Genomic DNA, 19,884 nt, shown 5'->3' on the forward strand with positions numbered 1-19,884 from the left:
ACTCGGGCGGGGATCGTCGACGGAAGGGTCGGGATGGATCAGCTCGGGGTTGCGGTTGTCGGGTTCGGGTTGGCGGGGGCGGTGTTTCATGCGCCGTTGATCGCGGCGGAGCCGAGGATGCGGGTGGCGGCGGTGGTGACGTCGTCGGCGGAGCGGGCGGCGCAGGCGCGGGCGCAGCATCCGGGGGTGCGGGTGTGGGAGAGCGCGGAGGAGATGTTCGCCGAGGCCGACGATGTGGATCTGGCGGTGATCGCGACACCGAACCGGACGCATGCGGAGCTGGCGGTGAAGGCGTTGGTCGCGGGGTTGCCGGTGGTGGTCGACAAACCGTTCGCGGTGAAGTCGGCCGATGCCGAAGAGGTGGTTTCGGTGGCGGAGCGGGCGGGGCTGCCGCTGAGTGTTTTCCAGAACCGCCGCTGGGACAACGACTTCCTGACCGTCAAAGCGCTGATGGAGGCGGGCGAATTCGGCGAGGTCCGCCGGTTCGAGTCGCGGTTCGAGCGGTGGCGGCCGGTGTCGAAAGGCGGCTGGCGTGAGGTCGGCTCCGCCGAGGACGGGGCGGGGATCCTGTTCGATCTGGGCAGTCACCTGGTGGATCAGGCACTCGCCCTTTTCGGCCCGGTCACCGAGGTGTACGCCGAACTCGACCAGCGCCGCCCGGACGTGCAGGCCGACGACGACGCCTTCGTCGCCCTCACCCACGCCTCCGGCGTCCGCTCGCACCTGTGGATGAGTGCCGTTGCGCCCCAACTGGGTCCACGCATGCGCGTGCTCGGTTCCACCAACGGCTACACGGTCTCGGGCCTCGATCCCCAGGAAGACGACCTGCGTGCCGGCCGCCGCCCGGACGACGGAAAACCTTGGGGCACAGTCACTCCCGACAAATGGGGCACCTTCGGCGCAGGCGAGGACCTGAAGACGATCCCCACCCTCCCCGGTGACTACCCGGCCTTCTACGCCCAGATGGCCGCCGCGCTACTCGCCGAGGCACCGGTCCCGGTGGACCCACGCGACGCCGTGGAAACTCTGCGCATCCTGGAATACGCCCGCCACGTCGCCACCCCGCCCGAAGACGACTGAACCGCGCCGGAAACGAGAAACGGGCGGTGCCGTCAGCGCACCGCCCGTCCCGAATCCGAACCTCAGAGTTTCTGGGACCGCAGTTCGTGCCCCTTGGACGTCTTGCAACGCCCCGACTCCAGGTCCCACTGCCACCCGTGCAGGTTGCAGGTGAGGTTGTTGCCTTCCACCACACCGAATTTCGACAGGTCGGCCTTGAGGTGCGGGCAGCGGCGCTGCACTTCCCAGCCGTCGAGTTCGATGGTGGCCGAGTCGTCGTGCGCCTCGGCGAACCAGCCGTCGGCGTAGGCGATTCGCTCGTCGGTGAGGCACTTGAAGAAGGTGTAGAGGAATTCGTTGTAGCCGCCGATGCGCCACGCCTGGAAGCGGGTGGACAGGAAGATCGTGTTCACCCAGTCCGGTTCGTCGTCGCGCAGCACGGTGCGTACCAGTTCGGGGGCGATGCGGAAGCCGTAGCGGTAGCGGCCTTCGCCCTCGATGGGCTCGCGCACGGTGCGCTGCGGGAAGTCCAGGACGATGGTTTCCTCGCCGAGCACCAGGCCCACGGGGTAACCGATGCCGTCGCTGATGAGCGCGCTCTGCTTCATGATCGGCTCGAACAGCTCGCGCAGCGGCTCGAGCAGCGAACCCTCGCCGTGCTCCCAGGTGGCCTTCTCAGCCGCGAGCACGGGGGCGAAGCGTTCGGCCATGTCGGCGATGTAGGCGGCCTTGTCGCCGTAGATGCGCTGCGGGTCGAACGGGTGCGTGAGATCCAACGAGGAACCGCGCACGTCGGCGACGGAACCGGGGATCATCAGGATCCCGCCCTTGTTGCCGTGGATCTCCATCTGCTCGAGAAACACGATTTGGTCGGGGAAGATGTTGCCCTCGTCGCCGCGGTCGTCGTTGAGGTAGCGCAGTTCGTCGTCGAGGAACACCGGGGGGCCGGCCGAGGGCACCACCCAGGTGGCGCCGACCTGCTCGATGTAGGAGCGGGCCCGGTCCATGCCGCGCTGACGCTTCTGCTTGCCGAAGTTGGCCTTGGTGCGCGCGGGGATGTCGTAGACGGCCGGATACCAGATGGCACCCGAGTACTGCAGCAGGTGAATGTCGATGTGCCCGAACGCGTCGTGGATCACGTCCATGTCGACGGGACGGGCGTCGTTCATGTTGAAGCAGGTGGTCCCGCCGTCGGAGACGAGGATGCCCGAGTCACCGATGGGGCCGTCGGCGGGCGCGCGCAGCGCCACGATCATGATGTCGAGCGAACCCTTGGGCCCGGTGACGGTGTGCTTGACCGAATCCTCGGTCTCGAAGAACTTGGTGAAGCCGAGCGACTCGAGCTCGCGGCGCAGATCCGGCACCGGGTAGTCGGGCAGCAGGACCGTCGCGTCCTTGTTGACGTGCTCGCGCAACAGCGCGGCGTCGAAGTGGTCGCGGTGCAGGTGCGAGACATAGAGGTAGTCGACGTCGCCGAGCGCCGCCCAGTCCAGGCCGGTGTTGTCCGGGAACGGGAACCACGACGCGAAGTAGGCGGGGTTCACCCACGGGTCGCACAGGATGGTCCCGGCCTCGGTTCGGATGTGGAAGCCAGCATGTCCGACACTGGTGATCTGCACGAGCTATGTCCTCCTACCAGGATCTGATTCGCCGACGCACCGGGCTCGACCTGGTGACGCGAGCCGCCGCCGAGCTCTGACCACTGCGGCGGCACCAGCCAACAAGGGTAGTGGCTAAACCGTTACATCACCGATGCAGTAGCCCTCGGGGGTCGAGACGACGGTGAATGTGCGCGTCCTGGTGCCCCCGGGGGAGGTGGTCACCGGGACCTGAACCGCCAGGTAATCCCCCTGAACTCGTTCGGATGATAGCTCTTGGTCGGCGAAGGAGGTGACATTGCCTACTTTGCCCGAGTCGGTGGCCAGCGGGGGTGCTGTGGGGTTGCCGGAGCCCTGTGGGTCCCAGGTGGCTGAGCTCGCCGCGCAGGTCAGAGGGTGGATCTGTTCGGTGTCGTCCGGGTTGAGAGGTTTGCCCGTTGCGCGGGCCAGGTAACGGCGAACGGTGTGACGCGCGTCGGCCTCGTCGTAACCCGGCTCGACACCGGCGGCGAACACCCGGCCGCAGGCGTAGCCCGTGGCGATGTCGCGCTGCTCCACGGTGATCGTCGTCGTCGCGTTGCGCCAGGTGACGGTGTCGGCGGTGGCGGTGCCCGGCCTGCTCAGGGCGGCGAGGATCGACTGCGGGTCGACGTACATGTCGGCGACGGTGCGTGGCGGGATGGTCCAGCACTTGGCCTGTAGCTCGGTGACGGTCGACGAGCGCAGGTCGGCGGCCCAGCGGCGCACGGCGGTCACGGCATCCGGATTGCTCGCCACCGCGCCGACCTGCGGTGCGTCGGCGGGCAGCGGCTCGGTGGTCGGTACCGGTGTGGTCGCGGCCTCGGTGGCGGTCGAGGACGAGGCGGCTGCCGAGGTGCTGGTGGCAGGCGCGGCCACCTGTTCGTCGCCCGGAATGCCCGATACCGAGTCGCAGCCGGCGATCAGCGCGGCGGCGGTCAGTCCCGCGGCCAGCGCGCTGGCACGGCGGGTCGGAGCAAACGGGGGCAGCTGAGCGCGTTGCACTTCGACGTTCCTCATTCCTTGGCCGGGTGCCGGAAGCGGCGATCTGCGACTACGCTAGCTGAATTGTGGAACCCGTCTACCGGTCGATCATCGGCCTGGCCCGAACCGTCTTCTTCCTCGAAGGTCTGAAGTTCACCGTCAAGGGGGCCGAAAACATCCCCGCGACAGGTGGTGCCGTGGTGGCGATCAACCACACCGGTTACATGGACTTCACCTACGCCGGCCTGCCCGCGCGCACCCCCAAGCGCTACATCAGGTTCATGGCGAAGGCGGAGGTGTTCGACAACAAGATCTCCGGCCCGATCATGCGCGCCCTCAAACACATTCCGGTCGACCGCACGGCGGGCGCCGACTCCTACAAGTCGGCGGTGAAGTACCTGCGCGACGGCGAACTCGTCGGCGTGTACCCCGAGGCGACCATCAGCCGCAGCTTCGAGATCAAGGAATTCAAGTCCGGCGCGGCCCGCATGGCGCTCGAGGCAGACGTGCCGATCATCCCGATCGTCATCTGGGGTGCCCAGCGCGTGTGGACCAAGGGTTTCCCGAAGCGCCTGGGCCGCACCAACACCCCGATCTCCATCGCCGTCGGCAAGCCGATCAAGCCCTACGAACCCGTCGGCGACCTGACCGCCGAGCTGCGCGGAACCATGCAGGCCATGCTCGCCGACCTGCAGAAGGACTACGAACACGAGCCCGGCGCCTACTGGGTGCCCAAGCGCCTCGGCGGCAGCGCTCCCTCCTTGGAGGAGGCCACCGCCCTCGACAACGCCGAGGCCGCGGAACGTTTGGCGCGCAAGACCGCTCAGCGCGCGAACCCCGAGAACTGAGACGCGCGTCGGACCCGGAGCAGATCTGTGCTCCGGGCCCGACACCCCCCGATCAGTTCATGCTCAGTACCCACGAGCCGTTGCAGCCCCAACTGGCGTTGCGGTTGGCGTCGTAGGTCCAGACGGGGGTGATCGGCGGGTTCACCCGCACATGCCACCGGCCCGACGGCGACTTCACGGCGTTGCCCTCGCGGGTGACGATCTTGACGTCGTCGTGGTCGAACAACCAGGAGCCCCGGCTGGTCGGGTAGTCCAACCGCATGCGGACCCGGCCGCCGGTGTGGTTCTGCACCACCAGGCAGGAACCGGGGTGGTTGATGTCGATGGCGTAGTCGCTGAAACCCTCCTCGCCACCGTTGTCGGTGGTGTCGACGAATCCGACGGCATCGGTGATGTCGGCGTGCGCGGGTCCCGCGACCATGATGGTCGTCACAGCCACGGCGGCGGTGAGCAGTCCGAGAGTCTTCAATCCCTTACCTCCCCTGAGTGGCGGCAATGGTTGCCTACCTGCGAATAAGTCTCCGGCACAACGGCTTCCGCATTCTTATTGCGGGCTTAACGATGTGCCCGATCGCCAGGGCGGCAGACCATCCGAGCGGTGGTCAAGGGGGCCTGATTTCGTGTTTCGGGGGAGCACACGCTAGAGTTCCTTCTCGCACCACGAGGCCCGGATCGGGCCGAGGACGTGCACGCGGATGTAGCGCAGCTGGTAGCGCATCACCTTGCCAAGGTGAGGGTCGCGAGTTCGAATCTCGTCATCCGCTCAACGAAAGCCCGGCCTGGATGCCGGGCTTTCTGCTGTCAGTACCGGTTCAGGCGGTCACGCGTGAGTGGCGGCAGGAACTCGCCGATCAGCGTGCGGCGCCACCAGATTCGCTGCCCGAACAGTTCGGCCGGGGTGCTGAACTCGTATTCGTAGAGGTGGGCCCGCACATAGTGCGGCGGGGCGTCGGGGAAAGGGTTGGGACCGAGCAGGCGCAGGGTGTCGGGGTCGTTGCGCAGTAGCCGCGCGGTCAGCGGCAGCGCCCACGAGCGGGCGTAGGCGGGGGAGATCGCGGCGAACCACATCAGCCAGTCCAGGCGCAGGTGGTAGGGCGCGAACTGGCGTGGCATGCGACGCGGGTCGCCCGGTTTGCCTTTGAACGCGTATTCGCGCCACACGGTGTCGTCGGTGAGGTGGGTGTCGTCGGTGCCCTCCAGCACGATCTCGTAGCGGGTGCGGCCGATGGATCCGAACGCACCATAGGTGTTGACCAGGTGCAACGGGTCGAAGGAGGCATTCATCTGCTGATTCGGCGAGAGCATATTGCGCACCGGCCGGTAGCTGGCCACCACCACGACGGCCACGTAGGCGATGCAGACGCCGACGAACCATCCGGGCGCAGCGGGTGCGGGCTGTCCGCCGGGCAGCGAAAGCGCGGTGGCGGCGAGCAGCAACGTCACCCAGTTCAGCCAGGCGAAATTGCCCGACAGCACAAGCCACAGCTGGGTGACGATGACGATCGCCGCCGCGATACTCGCCACCGGCTGCGGTGCGAACAACCCGAACGGCACGATGAGCTGGGCGAAGTGATTGGCCGCCACCTCCACCTTGTGCAGCGGTTTGGGCAGGTGATGGAAGAACCAGCTCAGCGGACCGGGCATCGGCTGGGTTTCGTGGTGGTAGTACAGGCAGGTCAGGTCGCGCCAGCACGGATCGCCGCGCAACTTGATCAGTCCGGCCCCGAACTCCACCCGGAACAACAGCCACCGCGCGGCCAGCAGCACGAGCAGCGGCGGTGCGACGGTGTCATTGCCGAGGAATATCGCCAGGAAACCGGCCTCGAGCAGCAATGATTCCCAACCGAAGCCGTACCACAGCTGACCAACGTTGACGATCGACAGATACAGCACCCACAGCGCGAACCACAGCAGCATGCCCGCCCACAGCGGCACCGCGTCGGCCAGACCCGCCGCCACCGCGACCGCGAGCACCACCCCCGTCCACGACACGGCGGCGAACAGCCGATCCGAATAGCGCAGATGGAACAGGCTCGGCGACCGCCGCCACGACGAGCGTTCGAGGAAACGCGGAATCGGCAGCATGCCGCGCTCGCCGAGCAACGCCCGGAACTGGAGTGCGGCGGTGAGGAAGGCGACGGCGTAGATCACCGCCAGGCCGCGCTGGAAGATCAGCCTGCCGTACCAGTATTCCGGTGCCGCGAACCACTCCATGCGCTCGCTCCTGGGAGATCTGCCCTCCGGTGGACTACCCGGTGTCGTGCGTCGATAACAGGGCGGCGCGCAGTTCGCGCTCGTCCCATTGTCCGGCGACACCGGGCCGCACCCGCAGGTAATCGACGATCCGGTCGGTGTCCCACCCCTGACCTTCGCGTAGTCCGGCCCCGATCATGGCGAGATATCTGGCCGAAGGGGGCTGTACCTCAACAGCTTCGGGCAGCCAGGGGGCTGTGAACGTCAGGATCGGCACGCCGTCCTCGTCACCGAGATGGACGACGGTTTCGTAGCGGCCCGGCCCGAAGCGGACCCGTCCCTCCTCGACGACCCGTGACACGTCGAAGCCGTGGCCCGGCGTGCGGTACATCTCCTGGTCGAGCAGGTCGGCGAACTGGTCGAGGGTGAGCAGATACCCCCTGGCGACGGCACCGTTCGGCCACCCGGGTGCCGGTTGGTCGGTGTAGAAGGCGACGCCGCCGGTCCACACCGGGCTCTGCCAGGCGAAATACACGGTGCCGGGCACGGTGAGCGCGGTGGTCTTCGCGGGTGGGGTGGGATCGCGGAAGCCTGCGTAGAGGTGGTCCGTGCCGGGTGGTGTGCCACCGAGCCGGTAGTAGTCGAAGCGGGCCGCGCACATGTTGGAGCCATATGCCGCATACCAGATCTGTTGTGTCACAGGCTCATTCCTGATCAGTCACGGTTCGAATGCCGAAGAAACGGATTGATCCACCCCTTCGATTGTCCCTGCGAGGGCGGGAAAACCGAAGGACGCAAGAATCTAGAACGTTCGGTCTGGAAACTGCCAGTCGGGACAGGCTGGGATCGACCGAAAACAATGCAGCGACACGAGATAACGGGGCTCGACTGTAACGGTTAGCCGCGTTCTGAACGAATGACCATTCGGTCGGGAAAGCCAAACGAGCGGAGATGTTTTCATGCGTACAGTCCTCATGCTGGCAGCTGTTGTGGCATTGACCGGAGGGCTCACCGCTTGCGGCACCGAGTCGGGTTCGAGCCTGCCGAGCACTACCACTCAGCACTCGGCCACCTATGCCTCGCCCGCACCGAGCACGGGTCAGCCGTCCAGCGCACCTGGTGCCGGCTCACCTGGCGCGGGTTCGCCGGGGACAGGTTCGCCTGACGCGGGTTCGCCCGGCGCGGGTTCGCCGGGGGCGGGTAGCCCCGACACCCAGGCACCGGATACCCCGAAACCGACGGCCGCCCCGGCTCCGAGCAAGGATGGCTTCACCCCCGTCGACGCGAGCAAGTTCCAGCTCGACGGCGGCCACTACTTCCGGTCACCGTCCGGGAACATCTACTGCGGCATCCTCACCCAGGCTCCCTACGGTGTCGGCTGTCAGCTGGCCTCCACGAACTACATTTCGCCGAAACTGCCGAACTGCACCGACGCCCCCGACCGCAAGGTCGCCGCGCACCTCTACCAGGGCAAGTCGGAACTCCTGTGCACCAGCCAGGGCATCTTCGTCGGGATTCCACAGGACGGTTCGCCCGCAGGCGGCGTGGTGCTGAACTACGCCGAATCCCTCACCGTCAACGGCTACACCTGCAGCTCGTCCTCGCAGGGTGTCCGCTGCATGTCGGGTGGTCACGGTTTCGCGATCTCGGCCGACGACCAGCACACCTTCTGAGCTCGAACGGCATCGCCACACGCCGGAGCTCGCGCTGCCGTGTGGCAGCGCCGCGGCACTACCTCGGAATGTGGATGCCCGCCGCACGCAGCTTGGTCTCGACGAGGGCGCCGAGCACGCCCGCGGTCGAGGTGGGTTCGTGGCCGTGGTGGGCGATGAGCTGGTAGCGGGTCGCGGCCTCGGTGCGAGCCTGCATGGCGGTAACGATTCTCAGATGCGCTGGGTGGGCGAGGTAGTGCTCGATCATCTCGGTGGCGAGTTCCTCGATGCGCGGATCGTCGGGTGCCCAGGCCGCGGCCTCGACACCGCGCCGCAGCAGGGCGACGAAATCCGGGTCCTCGATGGCGTTCTCGACATCGGCGAGGTAGTCGTCGAACCCGTCGGGGACCAGGGCCCGTGCCAGCACCCAGCCCTCCCTGGTCGCCGCGACCTCGGCCTCGGGAAAACCGAGGCTCGGCATCCGTTCGAGCATCGCGACCGCGCGGTCGGGCAGCAGGGCTCGGTTGCCGTCGCTGAGCCGGTGCAGGGTGTCGCGCCGGGCGGTCAGCTCCTCGATGCGCTCGGTGAGCTGACGCCCCACCTCGGCCAGGGCGGTGGCGAACTGGTCGGCGTCGGCGTCGAGCAGGGGTTCGATGTCGGCCAATGGCACCCCGGCGGCGGCCAGCGTCCGCACCTGGACCAGCCGCAACAGTTCGGCCGAGCCGTACCGCCGATACCCGGCACTGTCCCGTTCGGGCTCGGTCACCAGGCCGAGCTTGTGATAGTGCCGCACCGTCTTCACCGTGACACCGACGAACGCCGCCGCCTGTCCGATCGTCACCCCGTTCCGCATGCGCTCAGCTTGCCTTGTCCGCCACCGGGTTTCCCGGTTCGCCGGCGAACACGGCGTCGATCAGCGACTTCTGCGTCACCTGGAACGCCGGGGCCATTGTCATCTCCGCGTCGTCGACGAAGGTCAGGTACGCGGTCATGGTCACGCTCGCGTCGGGAGTGCTGTACATCAGTGTCGCGTAACCGGCGATCCCGCCGTTGTGGGTGATCAAGGTGGCGCCGCCCGCGGTTTCCTGCACGAACACCCCGAGCCCGTAGGGCATGCCGGGGATCCCGGTGTCGTGGGTTCGCAGCATCTCGGCCAGCAGCGGTTCGGGCAGCAGCGTGCCGTCGAGCAGGGCGCGGATGAAGGTGTGCAGGTCGGCGGTGGTCGAGATCATGTCGCCGCCGGTGCAGACCCAGGACGGGTTGTGCAGGGTGACGTCGACGGTGTGCTGCTCGCCGCCGTCGCTGTAGCGGTAATAGGCGTGCGGGTGCGGTTCGGGCAGATCTGTCGAGGCGCCGGGCAGCACGGTGTCGGTCATGCCGAGCGGGCCGAAGATCAGGCGCTGCGCCTCCTCGGCGAGCGAGCGGCCGGTGACCTGCTCTACCAGCAACCGGGCGATGATGTAGTTGGTGTTCGAATAGCTCCACCCGGTCCCCGGCTCGAATCGCGCCGGCTTCGAGAGGGCGAGGTTCGCCAGGTCCTCCGGTCGGTAGGTCTCGAACCGCTTGTCGACCCACTCCTTGCCCGCGATAGTGGAGGGCACGCCGGGGACGATGGTGCCGTCCTCGTACAGCTCGCCGGTGATGTTGAAGATTCCGCTGGTGTGCTGCAACAGCATTCGGACGGTGACCCGCTCGTCGAGTGCGTAGTCGGGCAGGTAGTGGATCGCCGGGACGTCCAGCTCGATCCGGCCCTCGGCGACCAGCCGCAGCACGATGGCGGCGGTGAAAGTCTTGGTGTTGCTACCGATTCGGACGTGACCATCGACGGGCGGCGGTGTGGTGACGCCGAGCTCACTTGCTCCCGCGCTGCCCGCCCACTCGCCGCGCTCGTCGTTCACCCGCAGTGACGCACCGACGAAACCGCTGTCGACTATGCGCTCGATGAGTTCCTGGAGCTCCGGACGGTCCTGGGTGGCAAGGGTTTTCGTGTTCGACATGGTGATCGCTCCTCTTCGCGTATTCGGCTTTCCTGCCGCTGCGACCAAGGCTCCACCCTGACCTTAGGTCAACCACAAGAGTGATCTGGATCACCGAAAAAGCGGGGCGGCAAAGTATCTGCCGCCCCGCTCTTTTCGCGCTGCTACTGCGCGGTCGACTTGAACCGTCGCAGCCGCAGACTGTTGCTCACCACGAAGACGGAGCTGAATGCCATCGCGGCACCGGCAAGCATCGGGTTGAGCAGGCCCGCCATGGCCAGCGGGATCGCGGCAACGTTGTAGGCGAAGGCCCAGAACAGGTTGCCCTTGATGGTGGCCAGGGTGCGACGTGAGAGGCGGATCGCGTCGGCCGCGGCCCGCAGGTCACCTCGCACCAGGGTGAGGTCGGCGGCCTCGATGGCCACGTCGGTGCCGGTGCCCATCGACAGGCCGAGATCGGCTTGGGCCAGGGCGGGTGCGTCGTTCACACCGTCACCGACCATGGCGACGACCTTGCCCTCGGCCTGCAACCGCTTGACCGTTTCCACCTTGTCCTGCGGCAGCACCTCGGCGATCACCTGTTCGATGCCGACCTCGGCGGCGATGGCGTTCGCCGCGCGGGTGTTGTCGCCGGTGAGCAGGATCGGGGTGAGGCCGAGCTCGCGGAACTGCGAGATGGCCTGCGCCGAGGTCGGTTTCACCGCGTCGGCGACCACGAGCACGCCGCGTGCCTTGCCGTCCCAGCCGATCGCCACGGCGGTCTTGCCTGTCGATTCGGCGTCGGCCATGGCGGTGGCGAGGTCGTCACCGAGGGGTTGGGACCAGTCGGCCAGCAGCCGGGCCCGGCCAACGATCACGGCGTGACCGTCGACGACACCCTGCACGCCGAGACCCTCGATATTGGCGAAACCCTCCACCTCGGGCAACGTTCCGGCATCGCGTGCGGCCTTGGCGATCGCCTGGGCGATCGGGTGCTCCGAGGAATCCTCCAGCGCACCGGCCAGTTCCAGCACGCGGGCGCGCTCTTCACCCTCGGCGGGGATCACGTCGAGCAGGGTCATCTTGCCGGTGGTGACGGTGCCGGTCTTGTCCAGCACGATGGTGTCGACCTTGCGGGTCGATTCCAGCATCTCGGGGCCCTTGATGAGGATGCCGAGCTGGGCGCCGCGTCCGGTGCCGACCATCAGTGCGGTCGGGGTGGCCAGGCCGAGGGCGCACGGGCAGGCGATGATGAGCACCGCGACTCCGGCGGTGAACGCGGCGGCGATGGAACCGCCTGTGCCGAGCCAGAACCCGAGGGTCGCGACGGCCAGCGCGATGACGATCGGGACGAAGATGCCCGAGATCTTGTCGGCCAGTCGCTGGGCCTGTGCCTTGCCGGTCTGGGCGTCCTCGACCATCTGCGCCATCTGGGCGAGTTGGGTGTCGGAGCCGATTCTGGTGGCGCGCACCAGGAGTCGTCCGCCGACGTTGACGGTCGCGCCGGTGACGGTGTCGTCCACGCCGACCTCCACCGGCACCGATTCGCCGGTGAGCATGGCGGCGTCGACAGCGGAACTGCCCTCGGTCACCACACCGTCGGTGGCGATCTTCTCACCGGGGCGGACGACGAACACATCACCGACGGCCAACTGCTCCACCGGGATTCGTGTCTCCACGCCGTTACGCACCACGGCCACGTCCTTGGCGCCCAGCTCGAGCAGCGCCTTCAGCGCGGCACCGGCGCGGCGCTTGGACCTGGCCTCGAAGTAGCGTCCGGCCAGGATGAACGTGGTGACGCCCGCGGCGGCCTCGAGGTAGATGCTGCCGGTGCCGTCCATCCGGGCGATGGTGAATTCGAACGGGTGCGTCATGCCCGGTGTGCCCGCGGTGCCCCAGAACAGGGCGTACAGCGACCACCCGAACGCGGCGAGCGTGCCCATCGACACCAGGGTGTCCATGGTCGCGGTGCCGTGCTTCAGATTGGTCCACGCCGCCTTGTGGAACGGCAGCGCGCCCCAGATCACGACCGGTGCGGCCAGGGTGAGCGAGAGCCACTGCCAGTTGGTGAACTGCAGGGCGGGGATCATCGCCATCGCGATCACCGGGACGGTCAGGACCAGCGACACCAGCAGGCGGGTGCGCAGCGACGCGGTCGGGTCGTCCTCGGTGGGCGCGTCGGTGGTCTCGGGCTGCTTCGGGGCGGGCAGTGCCGCGGTGTAGCCGGCCTGCTCGACGGTGGCGATCAGTTCCTCGGGGGACACGTCACCGGTGACATCCACGCGCGCCTTCTCGGTGGCGTAGTTGACGGTCGCGGTGACGCCGTCGAGCTTGTTGAGCTTCTTCTCGATGCGGTTCGCGCAGGAAGCGCAGGTCATGCCACCGATCACCAGTTCTACCTGGCCGGTGCCCGGTGGGTGTGTCACGGCGGTCATGGGATGCTCCGATCGTTTCCTGATATCGATTCTTGCTGAAGGTTTGCGGGTGGTGCTCAGTGGCCGTGGCCGGGGGTGCCGTGGTCGGCTGGTGCGCTGGTCGGGGCGGGAGTGCTCGCACCCGACTGGGCGACGCGCAGGGTGAACTCGGCGGTGCGGACCACGCCCTGGTGCTGGAAGTCGAGGAACAGGCGGTAGTCGCCCGCGCTCGGCGCGTTCACCACGAAGTCGATGCCGGGACCGGCCGGTGTCACGCCGTCGCCGGGTGTGCCTTCGGGGTGAACGTGCAGGTAGGCGAGGTCGGCGGCGCGCAGGGCGACCAGGTGGCCGTAGGCGCCGAGGTAGGGCTGCAGGTCGGTGACCGGGGTGCCGTTGCGGCTCACCGACAGCGTGACCTTCGAGGACTCGCCAGGCTTCACGGTTCCGTTCAGCGCGACGGTGTACTCGCCGACCTTGGCGGTGGTCGCCGGGGCGGGCAGCGCCTGCACGTCGTAGTTGCCTGCCACGCGCAGGTCGGCGCCGAGGGTCAGGTTCGACCCGCCCGCCGGGGTGAAGTCGGCGAACACCCGGTAGTCGCCCGCCCGGCTCAGGTTCAGCGGCACCGACCAGGTGCCCGCGGCGTCGAGAACCGGGTGGACGTGCTGGAAGGCGGCCATGTCGCGGCGGACCACGATCAGGTGCAGGTCCTTGTCGTGGCTGGTCTTGTACTCGGTGAGCGGTGCGCCGGTCGCGTCGAGGATGCGGAACGAGACGGGCGTCTGCGCCGCGCTCTTCACGACCGTCGTGTCCAGGGCCAGTGTGTAGCCCTGGTCGGTGACCAGCAGGCCACCGGGCAGGTCGCCGGCCGGTGCCGCCGCCGCGTGCTCCCCGTGCCCGGCCGGAGCCTGCGTGGGCTCCGGACCGACCAGGGCGCCGACACCCAGAGCGATCCCGAAGACCGCCGCGAGGCCGAGGGTGAATCCGGCGAACTTGCCTGTTGCGTTCATCGGGATGCTCCGTTTCGGGTTCAGTCTGCGAGCTGGAAGCCGGCCGCGGTGACGGCGTCGGCGAGGGCGGTGCGGTCGGGGGTGGCGCCGTCGATGGTCACCGAGCCTGCGGCCAGGTCGACCTCGACGCCGGTGACGCCGGGCAGGGCGCCGACCTTGTCGCGCACCTTGTTGGTGCAGCAGCCGCAGGTCATACCGGTGACGGTCACGGTGGTGCTCATGCTGTTCTCCTCTTTTGTCGTCATCATTACCATACCCCCCTAGGGTAGGTTGTCAAACCTGGGCGGGGGACTTGTCCTCGGCGGGGCTGCGCAGGGTCGCCGCCGCGATGCCCGCGCCGGCCAGGGCCAGCAGGCCCGCGCCGAGGAAGGCTGCGGAGTAGCCGTCGGTGAGTGCCGTCGGATCGCCCAGTTCACCCGCGCCGAACGCGGCCGCCACCGCCGTCATCGCGGCCAGGCCGAGCGCCGAACCCACCTGGTAGCTGACATTGACGATGCCCGAGGCGAGCCCGCCTTCCTCCGGCCGCGCCGCCGAGATGGCAGTGCCGAGCGAGGGGATGAACGCCAGCGACATACCGCCCGCGGCCACCAGCGAGGCCGGCAGCACGTCGACCCAGAAGTTGCCGGTGGGGCGAACCAGCGACATGATGCCCAGGCCGAGACCGAGCACCACCAGGCCGGTCACGATCATCGGCTTGGCACCGAACCGCTGCATCGCCTTCGGGGCGAGCACGACCATGCCGAGCATGATGAGCGTCGTCATCGGCAGCAGCGCCGCGCCCGAGGGGAACGCGCTGTAGCCGAGAACCTGCTGTAGGTACAGGTTGAGGAAGAACCACATCGGCACCCACGCGGCGGCCAGCGCGAACTGGGCGAAGTTGGCGGCGGCCAGGTTCGGTGCGCGGAAGATGCTCAGCCGCATCAGCGGTTCCGAGCGGCGCGACTGGATGGCGACGAAACCGGCGAGCAAGGCGGCGGCGACGGCGAGCACGCCCCAGGTCTGCCCGGATGCCCAGCCGACCTCCGGCGCCTGCACGATGGCGTACACGGCGGCGGCCAAACCGGCTGTCACAGTGACGGATCCGGCGAGGTCGATGGATCCCTTACGGGCGGGCGCGGCGGGCATCAACAGCGGAACCGCGATCAGCGCGAGCACGGCGATCGGGATATTGATGTAGAAAACCCAAGGCCAGCTCACATATTCGGTGATGACGCCACCCAGGAACACGCCCGCCGTACCGCCTGCCGGCGCGGCCGCGCCATACACCGCGAGTGCCTTGGTGAGTTCCTGTGGCGTACCGCCGAACAACATCATCAGCAGCGTGAGCGCCGACGGTGCGATCAGCGCCGAACCGGCTCCTTGGATCGCCCGACCGGCCAGCTCGACACCGACCGAACCCGCGGCACCGGCGATCACCGAGCCGACGGCCAGCACCAGCCAGCCCGCCCCGAACACCCGCCGGGCGCCGAACAGGTCCGACAGCCGGCCGCCGAGCAGGAGCAGACCGCCGAAGGCGATCACGTAGGCATTGAAGACCCAGGTGAGGTTCCCGGGGGTGAAGCCGAGTTCGGCCTGCATCTTGGGCAGCGCGATCCCGATGATCGAGGTGTCCATGATGACGATGAATTGCGCGGCGGCGATCACCGCCAGCGCCCACCATCTGCGGGTGGATTGCGATTGCGTAGTCACGACTTTCGTCCTTTCGAGCGGAGTGCGTCTCGTGGACGGTACCTTACCCCCCTAGGGTATAAAGGTGTCAAGAGTGGATTCGCTCGAACGACAAACGCCCGGCTCGCGGGTGCGGGCCGGGCGTTGGGAGGGAGGGTCAGTGGGCGTGCAGGTTTCGGGCGGTCGGTGAGGTCGGCGTGGTTGCCGGGTCCGGCGCGGTGCCGAGCAGTCGATCGGCCGTGCCGGTGGTGGTGACCGTGAACCAGTAGTGCTCGTTCTTGTAGTGGTGATGGCGATGATTGCGCCAAATCGCCCGATACGCGGCATGTTTCGGCTTGTAGTCGGTGTGGATCAGGTAGTGCGTCCACTCGTAGAGCAGGCCGAGGACGGTGATGGTGAGCAGGAAGGTGAGGCCGAGGCCGAGGCGCGGGAACGCGAGCAGTGCGATCGCCACCAGGGCGACGATGGTGAGCAGCAACGACTTCGGTGGGATGAAGATCAGTGGCACGTCACGGGGGTCGACGTGGTGCGCGCGGTGTTTGCGGGCCAGCTCGCTGTCGAGGGTCACCGGGCCGAAGTGCCTTGGTCGCCAATGCAGCACGGTGACGTGGACGACCCATTCGATCAGCGGGAATGCCGCCAGGATAAGGATCGGCACCAGTGCGTCGGTGAGCTGCCAATCCCCGACCAGGACGCGTGCGACCAAAGCGGTGATCAATACCGCGCCGATCATCCACGGCGACGGATGCCGAAGGAATTCTCGCGCCGCCGCGCCCAGGGACACGCTGCGGCGAATTCGGCCCGAGCTGCCTGCGGATTCGCTTCGCTTCGTGCGATGCGCATGCTCGGCGGAGCCTGCGCCGGTCCGTTCGGGAGCCTTCTCGCCTGTGCCGGTGGTGGTTTCGTGCGACGACGTTGTCGAACGGTCAGTAGTCATGGTGCTTCCTCGGGTGGATCATGCCCCGTCGAGGGCATGGATGAGAGCGGTGGTCGCCGGCTCGAGCAGTGCCCGAGCACGTTCGGCGGCCCGTTCCGGCTCGCCCGCGTCGATCGCGGCGGCCAGGTCTCGATACGCGCCCCCATTGCCCACCTCGGCGGACATGATCGGCGCGAGCGCGGCCAACGCGGGTTCGTAGGCGGCGCGCAGCATGGAATACATCAGCCGGAACGCGATCGAGTCGGCGAGATCGAGCACGTGATCCCAGAATTCGAGCGCGATCCGCTGCTGGGTGAGTGGATCCGACTCGGCGACAAGCCTTTCGACCGAGTCGTGCAGGAGTGTCAGCTCGTTGTCCACCGCCGATTCCGGTTCCGCGATGGGCGCCGCTGCGGCCTCGACCGACAGGGTCGTGCCGCCCCCGCGAGCGGCCTCCCTGCGCACCCGGCGCGCGGCGAGCTCGGCGATCTTGGGCCCGTTGTGCAACCGCGCCTCGAGAATGCTCCGCGCGACCGCCGGATCGATCGATTCCCCCCGAAGCAACAGCCGTGGCAACACCTCCAGCCCTGAACTGCGCCGATAATCCAGCACAGTCGTCGCTTCCCCCTGCCGCACCGAGATCAAACCAGCCGCCGCCAACCGCTGCAACGCCTCCCGCACCGCAGGCCGCGAAACCCCCAGCGCCTCGGCCAGCTGCCGCTCACTCGGCAACGAACTCCCCACCGCCAGCTCCCCACCCAGCACCTGCTCGGCAATCTGCTCGAACACGTCCCCGGATACCGACCGCTTCACAACAGGAGTCCACGCCATAACCCAAGCATGCGCTCGTCTGGCCAGCTGGTCAAGTGGTAAGACCAGTCCGCGACCGGAGTACGAAACCTCGGACGGGAGGGCTATCAGTCTGAGCAGGCAAAATCCCGCTTCGGCGCAGGCTTGGGAGATAGCGGTTCGAAGGCGACCCCAGCCGCGACTGTCGCAGCGCCCAACCGGTCCTCGCCCCACGCTCAACGAATCGGGGACGCGCGATCACCACGCTCTGGTGGCGGAAGCTACTCGGCCGATGCCGCCACCACAGCGTGGTGATCAACCGTTCAGCTGGGGTCGGATCCTCGGATGGTGGAGAGCCAGGTGGCGGTGGCGGCGGCGACGGTGGTGGCGCCGATGAAGGCGGGGAGGCCGCCGTTCATGACGTAGACCCAGAGGAGGCCGGCGAAAGGGGCGGCGACCGTGGATTGGGCGTCGAGGATCAGGCGGCGGGTCGGGGTGAAGGCGGGTGGGTCAGCGGGACGGGTGGGGTTGTCGACGAGTTTCCCCGGCGGTTCGGTGGAGCGTGCCCGGCCGGAGGGGAAGAAGCGGGTCGAGCCCGCGGAAATCGACCGCGGGGTGATGTCCAGGTCGGTGGGAGTGAGGGTGGACAGCGCCGATTCGTAGAACACCGGCTGCCACACCGTGCGCTCACCCACGCTGATCTCCAGGAACGACCGGCTCACCAGCCGATGCTGCTGCCGAACCCGCCGCCCCGCCGCGATCCCGCGGCCACCCGGCCGCCCAACCGCTTCCCGGCGATTCGGTGCAACACCGCCCGACTCACTCCGGTGCCCGGCGATCCCACTCCCACCGGTCTCATCCAGCGGCGCCGCGACCTCGCCCCGGCCGATCTCAGCCAGTCGGGTCGCCGCCCCACTCGGCAGAACCCCGAACGCCAGCGCCATCTGATAGCCGGTGTACCCGAGCACCCCCAACGCCACCACCGCCAGCGCACTCACCTGATCCAGGTCGGCGAACGGCACCCACGCCGCGATGACGACGAGGGTGCCGCACGTGACCGCCAGTGGATAGGTGAGGGCGCGCAGGCTCACTTCAGGAAGCCGACCTTGGTGTAGTCGGGTGACGCGAGCCCGAACGCTCCGTAGTTGGCGAGGTTCTCCCGCACGGCATAGGTGCCCGAAGCCTGTTGCAGCGGAATCGAATAGCCGGAGGCGAAGATCAGCTTGTCGCATTCGTTGGCGAGTTCGCGCGCCTTGTCGGGATCGAGTTCGGAGATCGTGCGTTCGATGAGCGCGTTCAGCTCCGGCGACCCGATCCGGGCCTTGTTGGACTTCAGGTTGTTCGGGTCGTAGGCGTAGATCTGCGGCAACGCGCCGAGCGGCAGCACGCTTCCGCCCCAGCTGAACTGGGCCAGTTCGAAATTGCCCGGGTCGATGACGTCCTTGAAAAGCCCTGCGCCCGGCACCGTCTGGATGTTCAGCTTCACGCCGATCTGTGCCAGGTTCTGCTGCACGATCTGCGCGGTCTGCACCCAGCCGTCCTGCTGATACATCACATCGCGGAGTTCGAGCTTGCGCCCGTCCTTCTCTCGGACCTCACCGTTGAGTTTCCAGCCGAGGTCGTCGAGCATCTTCGCCGCCGCGGTCGGGTCGAAGGAGATGGGTCCGGAGTTGTCCTGGTACCCCTTCTGGCCCTGCATGTAGATGTGGTTGTTCAGCGGCTTCGGATCGTCGACCACACCGTTCTGCGCGGCATTGACGATGCCCTGCCGGTCGATCGCCTTGGACAGCGCGATCCGCAACTGCGGGTCCTCGAGCAGTGAACCGGGCGCGCCGTTGAACGTGATGTGCGACCAGCTCGGTTCCGGCGTGCGCCGCAGCACCACGCCTGCCGCCTGCTTGGCGCCGGTGACATTCTCGATGCCGGACATGTAGGCGACGTCGAGTTCGTTGTTCTGGATGGCGGGCAGCCAAGCGGAACTGTCGAGCACGCTGAAGGTGATCGTGTCGAGTTTGGGTGTCGCGCCCCACCAGGCAGGATTGCGTGACAGGACGATCCGGTTCTGCGTGCGGTCGATCGAGCTGATCTGGAACGGCCCCGCGCTCACAACGAGACCGTTGCGGTCACGGTCGTTGAACGCCGCGGCCGATTCGGTACTCGCCTTCTGATACAGCGGAATGAACTGGCCCTGCCATTCGGCATACGGCTGCGAGAAGGTGACGACGGCCTGCCGATCGTCGACACCGCGCTCCACCTTCTCCACACGCTCGAATCCGCTGGTCGCCGAGATCAGATACGCCGGGTCACGGCCACTGAGCGCCGCCGCTTGCGAGCGCAGATCCTCCCAGGTGATCGGCGTCCCGTCGGACCACACGGCCTTCGGATTGATCGTGTAGGTCACCTGTTGCGGGTTGGTACCGGTGAGCTGGATGTCGGTGAAATAGTCGTGGTTGATGGACAATTCGCCCGCGGCATTGCTGGTGTACGCCGAAGGCAGCAGCGGCTCGATCACATCGCCGGTGTTGTCGGTGGTCCCGTCGACCTGCAAGTAGTTGAACGTCTCCGGCAGCGCGGAGAGCACCAGCCGCAGATTGCCGCCGTCGCGCAGGTCGGCCACATCGTGGGCGTTGATGTCGTTGCTGCTGCCGATGAGGTTGGTGCCGGACGAACCGCCGGTGTCGCCCGAACACCCGGACAGGATCAGGCCGATTGCCACACATGGCACCGCGAATCGGGTACCGAGCGAGCGAATTCGCATGGGGTTGCGCCCTTTCCGTAAGCGG

Annotated in this window: 18 protein-coding genes and 1 tRNA gene; 4 read left to right on the forward strand and 15 right to left on the reverse strand. The window is 67.6% G+C overall.

Translation table 11 applies throughout. The features are described 5' to 3' along the window. The first annotated feature begins 33 nt into the window (after positions 1–33). Positions 34–1,080, forward strand: a complete 1,047-nt coding sequence (locus tag LDL21_RS23065; RefSeq protein ID WP_225281688.1) for a Gfo/Idh/MocA family protein — start codon at positions 34–36, stop codon at positions 1,078–1,080. A 62-nt stretch (positions 1,081–1,142) separates the two neighbouring features. Here LDL21_RS23065 and LDL21_RS23070 read toward each other — a convergent pair whose 3' ends face one another. Together LDL21_RS23070 and LDL21_RS23075 are read right to left on the reverse strand one after the other, a co-directional pair. Continuing rightward, complete coding sequence (locus LDL21_RS23070; protein ID WP_225281689.1) at positions 1,143–2,678, reverse strand: Rieske 2Fe-2S domain-containing protein; 1,536 nt, start codon at positions 2,676–2,678, stop codon at positions 1,143–1,145. A gap of 114 nt (positions 2,679–2,792) precedes the next feature. Further along, positions 2,793–3,680, reverse strand: coding sequence for a hypothetical protein (locus tag LDL21_RS23075; RefSeq protein ID WP_225281690.1), 888 nt, complete (start codon positions 3,678–3,680; stop codon positions 2,793–2,795). Between the two features lie 65 nt (positions 3,681–3,745). Here LDL21_RS23075 and LDL21_RS23080 point away from each other — a divergent pair, with 65 nt between their 5' ends. After that, positions 3,746–4,507 (forward strand): lysophospholipid acyltransferase family protein, encoded by a 762-nt coding sequence (locus LDL21_RS23080; RefSeq protein WP_225281691.1) that lies wholly within the window; start codon positions 3,746–3,748, stop codon positions 4,505–4,507. A gap of 52 nt (positions 4,508–4,559) precedes the next feature. Here the strand turns inward: LDL21_RS23080 and LDL21_RS23085 are convergent, their stop codons facing one another. Then, entirely contained in the window at positions 4,560–4,976 is a 417-nt protein-coding gene (locus tag LDL21_RS23085; protein WP_225281692.1) for a hypothetical protein, read from the reverse strand. Positions 4,977–5,198: 222 nt separating this feature from the next. On the opposite strand from LDL21_RS23085, the gene LDL21_RS23090 reads away from it, so the two are divergent. Continuing rightward, positions 5,199–5,271, forward strand: a tRNA-Gly gene (locus LDL21_RS23090). Between the two features lie 37 nt (positions 5,272–5,308). On the opposite strand, the gene LDL21_RS23095 is transcribed toward LDL21_RS23090, so the two are convergent. Then, entirely contained in the window at positions 5,309–6,721 is a 1,413-nt protein-coding gene (locus LDL21_RS23095; protein ID WP_225281693.1) for a lipase maturation factor family protein, read from the reverse strand. Between the two features lie 34 nt (positions 6,722–6,755). After that, positions 6,756–7,400 (reverse strand): histone deacetylase, encoded by a 645-nt coding sequence (locus tag LDL21_RS23100; protein ID WP_225281694.1) that lies wholly within the window; start codon positions 7,398–7,400, stop codon positions 6,756–6,758. 259 nt (positions 7,401–7,659) lie between these two features. Here LDL21_RS23100 and LDL21_RS23105 point away from each other — a divergent pair, with 259 nt between their 5' ends. Continuing rightward, entirely contained in the window at positions 7,660–8,373 is a 714-nt protein-coding gene (locus LDL21_RS23105; protein ID WP_225281731.1) for a DUF6636 domain-containing protein, read from the forward strand. A 58-nt stretch (positions 8,374–8,431) separates the two neighbouring features. On the opposite strand, the gene LDL21_RS23110 is transcribed toward LDL21_RS23105, so the two are convergent. The 10 genes from LDL21_RS23110 to LDL21_RS23155 all read right to left on the reverse strand — a co-directional run bounded on the left by LDL21_RS23110 (position 8,432) and on the right by LDL21_RS23155 (position 19,859). After that, positions 8,432–9,205: a MerR family transcriptional regulator gene (locus LDL21_RS23110; RefSeq protein ID WP_225281695.1), complete on the reverse strand. Its 774-nt coding sequence runs from the start codon at positions 9,203–9,205 to the stop codon at positions 8,432–8,434. A 4-nt stretch (positions 9,206–9,209) separates the two neighbouring features. Further along, on the reverse strand, positions 9,210–10,349 hold the full coding sequence (locus tag LDL21_RS23115; protein WP_225281696.1) for a serine hydrolase domain-containing protein: 1,140 nt from the start codon (positions 10,347–10,349) through the stop codon (positions 9,210–9,212). A 143-nt stretch (positions 10,350–10,492) separates the two neighbouring features. Further along, positions 10,493–12,742 carry a heavy metal translocating P-type ATPase gene (locus LDL21_RS23120; protein WP_225281697.1) on the reverse strand — a complete coding sequence of 750 codons (2,250 nt, stop codon included), beginning with the start codon at positions 12,740–12,742 and terminating at the stop codon, positions 10,493–10,495. A 56-nt stretch (positions 12,743–12,798) separates the two neighbouring features. After that, entirely contained in the window at positions 12,799–13,728 is a 930-nt protein-coding gene (locus LDL21_RS23125) for a DUF8832 domain-containing protein (RefSeq protein WP_225281698.1), read from the reverse strand. A gap of 20 nt (positions 13,729–13,748) precedes the next feature. Next, positions 13,749–13,949, reverse strand: coding sequence for a heavy-metal-associated domain-containing protein (locus LDL21_RS23130; protein ID WP_181700219.1), 201 nt, complete (start codon positions 13,947–13,949; stop codon positions 13,749–13,751). A gap of 52 nt (positions 13,950–14,001) precedes the next feature. Next, positions 14,002–15,417, reverse strand: coding sequence for an MFS transporter (locus LDL21_RS23135; protein ID WP_225281699.1), 1,416 nt, complete (start codon positions 15,415–15,417; stop codon positions 14,002–14,004). Between the two features lie 136 nt (positions 15,418–15,553). Further along, positions 15,554–16,333, reverse strand: a complete 780-nt coding sequence (locus tag LDL21_RS23140) for a sterol desaturase family protein (protein WP_308017159.1) — start codon at positions 16,331–16,333, stop codon at positions 15,554–15,556. A gap of 18 nt (positions 16,334–16,351) precedes the next feature. Then, positions 16,352–17,143 (reverse strand): FadR/GntR family transcriptional regulator, encoded by a 792-nt coding sequence (locus LDL21_RS23145; protein ID WP_225281700.1) that lies wholly within the window; start codon positions 17,141–17,143, stop codon positions 16,352–16,354. 281 nt (positions 17,144–17,424) lie between these two features. Further along, the gene (locus tag LDL21_RS23150; protein ID WP_225281701.1) at positions 17,425–18,192 is read right to left on the reverse strand and encodes a hypothetical protein; all 768 of its coding nucleotides are present in this window, start codon (positions 18,190–18,192) and stop codon (positions 17,425–17,427) included. Then, on the reverse strand, positions 18,189–19,859 hold the full coding sequence (locus LDL21_RS23155; protein ID WP_225281702.1) for an ABC transporter family substrate-binding protein: 1,671 nt from the start codon (positions 19,857–19,859) through the stop codon (positions 18,189–18,191). The genes LDL21_RS23150 and LDL21_RS23155 overlap by 4 nt, the downstream gene beginning before the upstream one ends. Positions 19,860–19,884 lie beyond the last annotated feature (25 nt).

The organism is Nocardia rosealba, from assembly GCF_020216065.1.
Classification (GTDB): Bacteria; Actinomycetota; Actinomycetes; order Mycobacteriales; family Mycobacteriaceae; genus Nocardia; species Nocardia rosealba.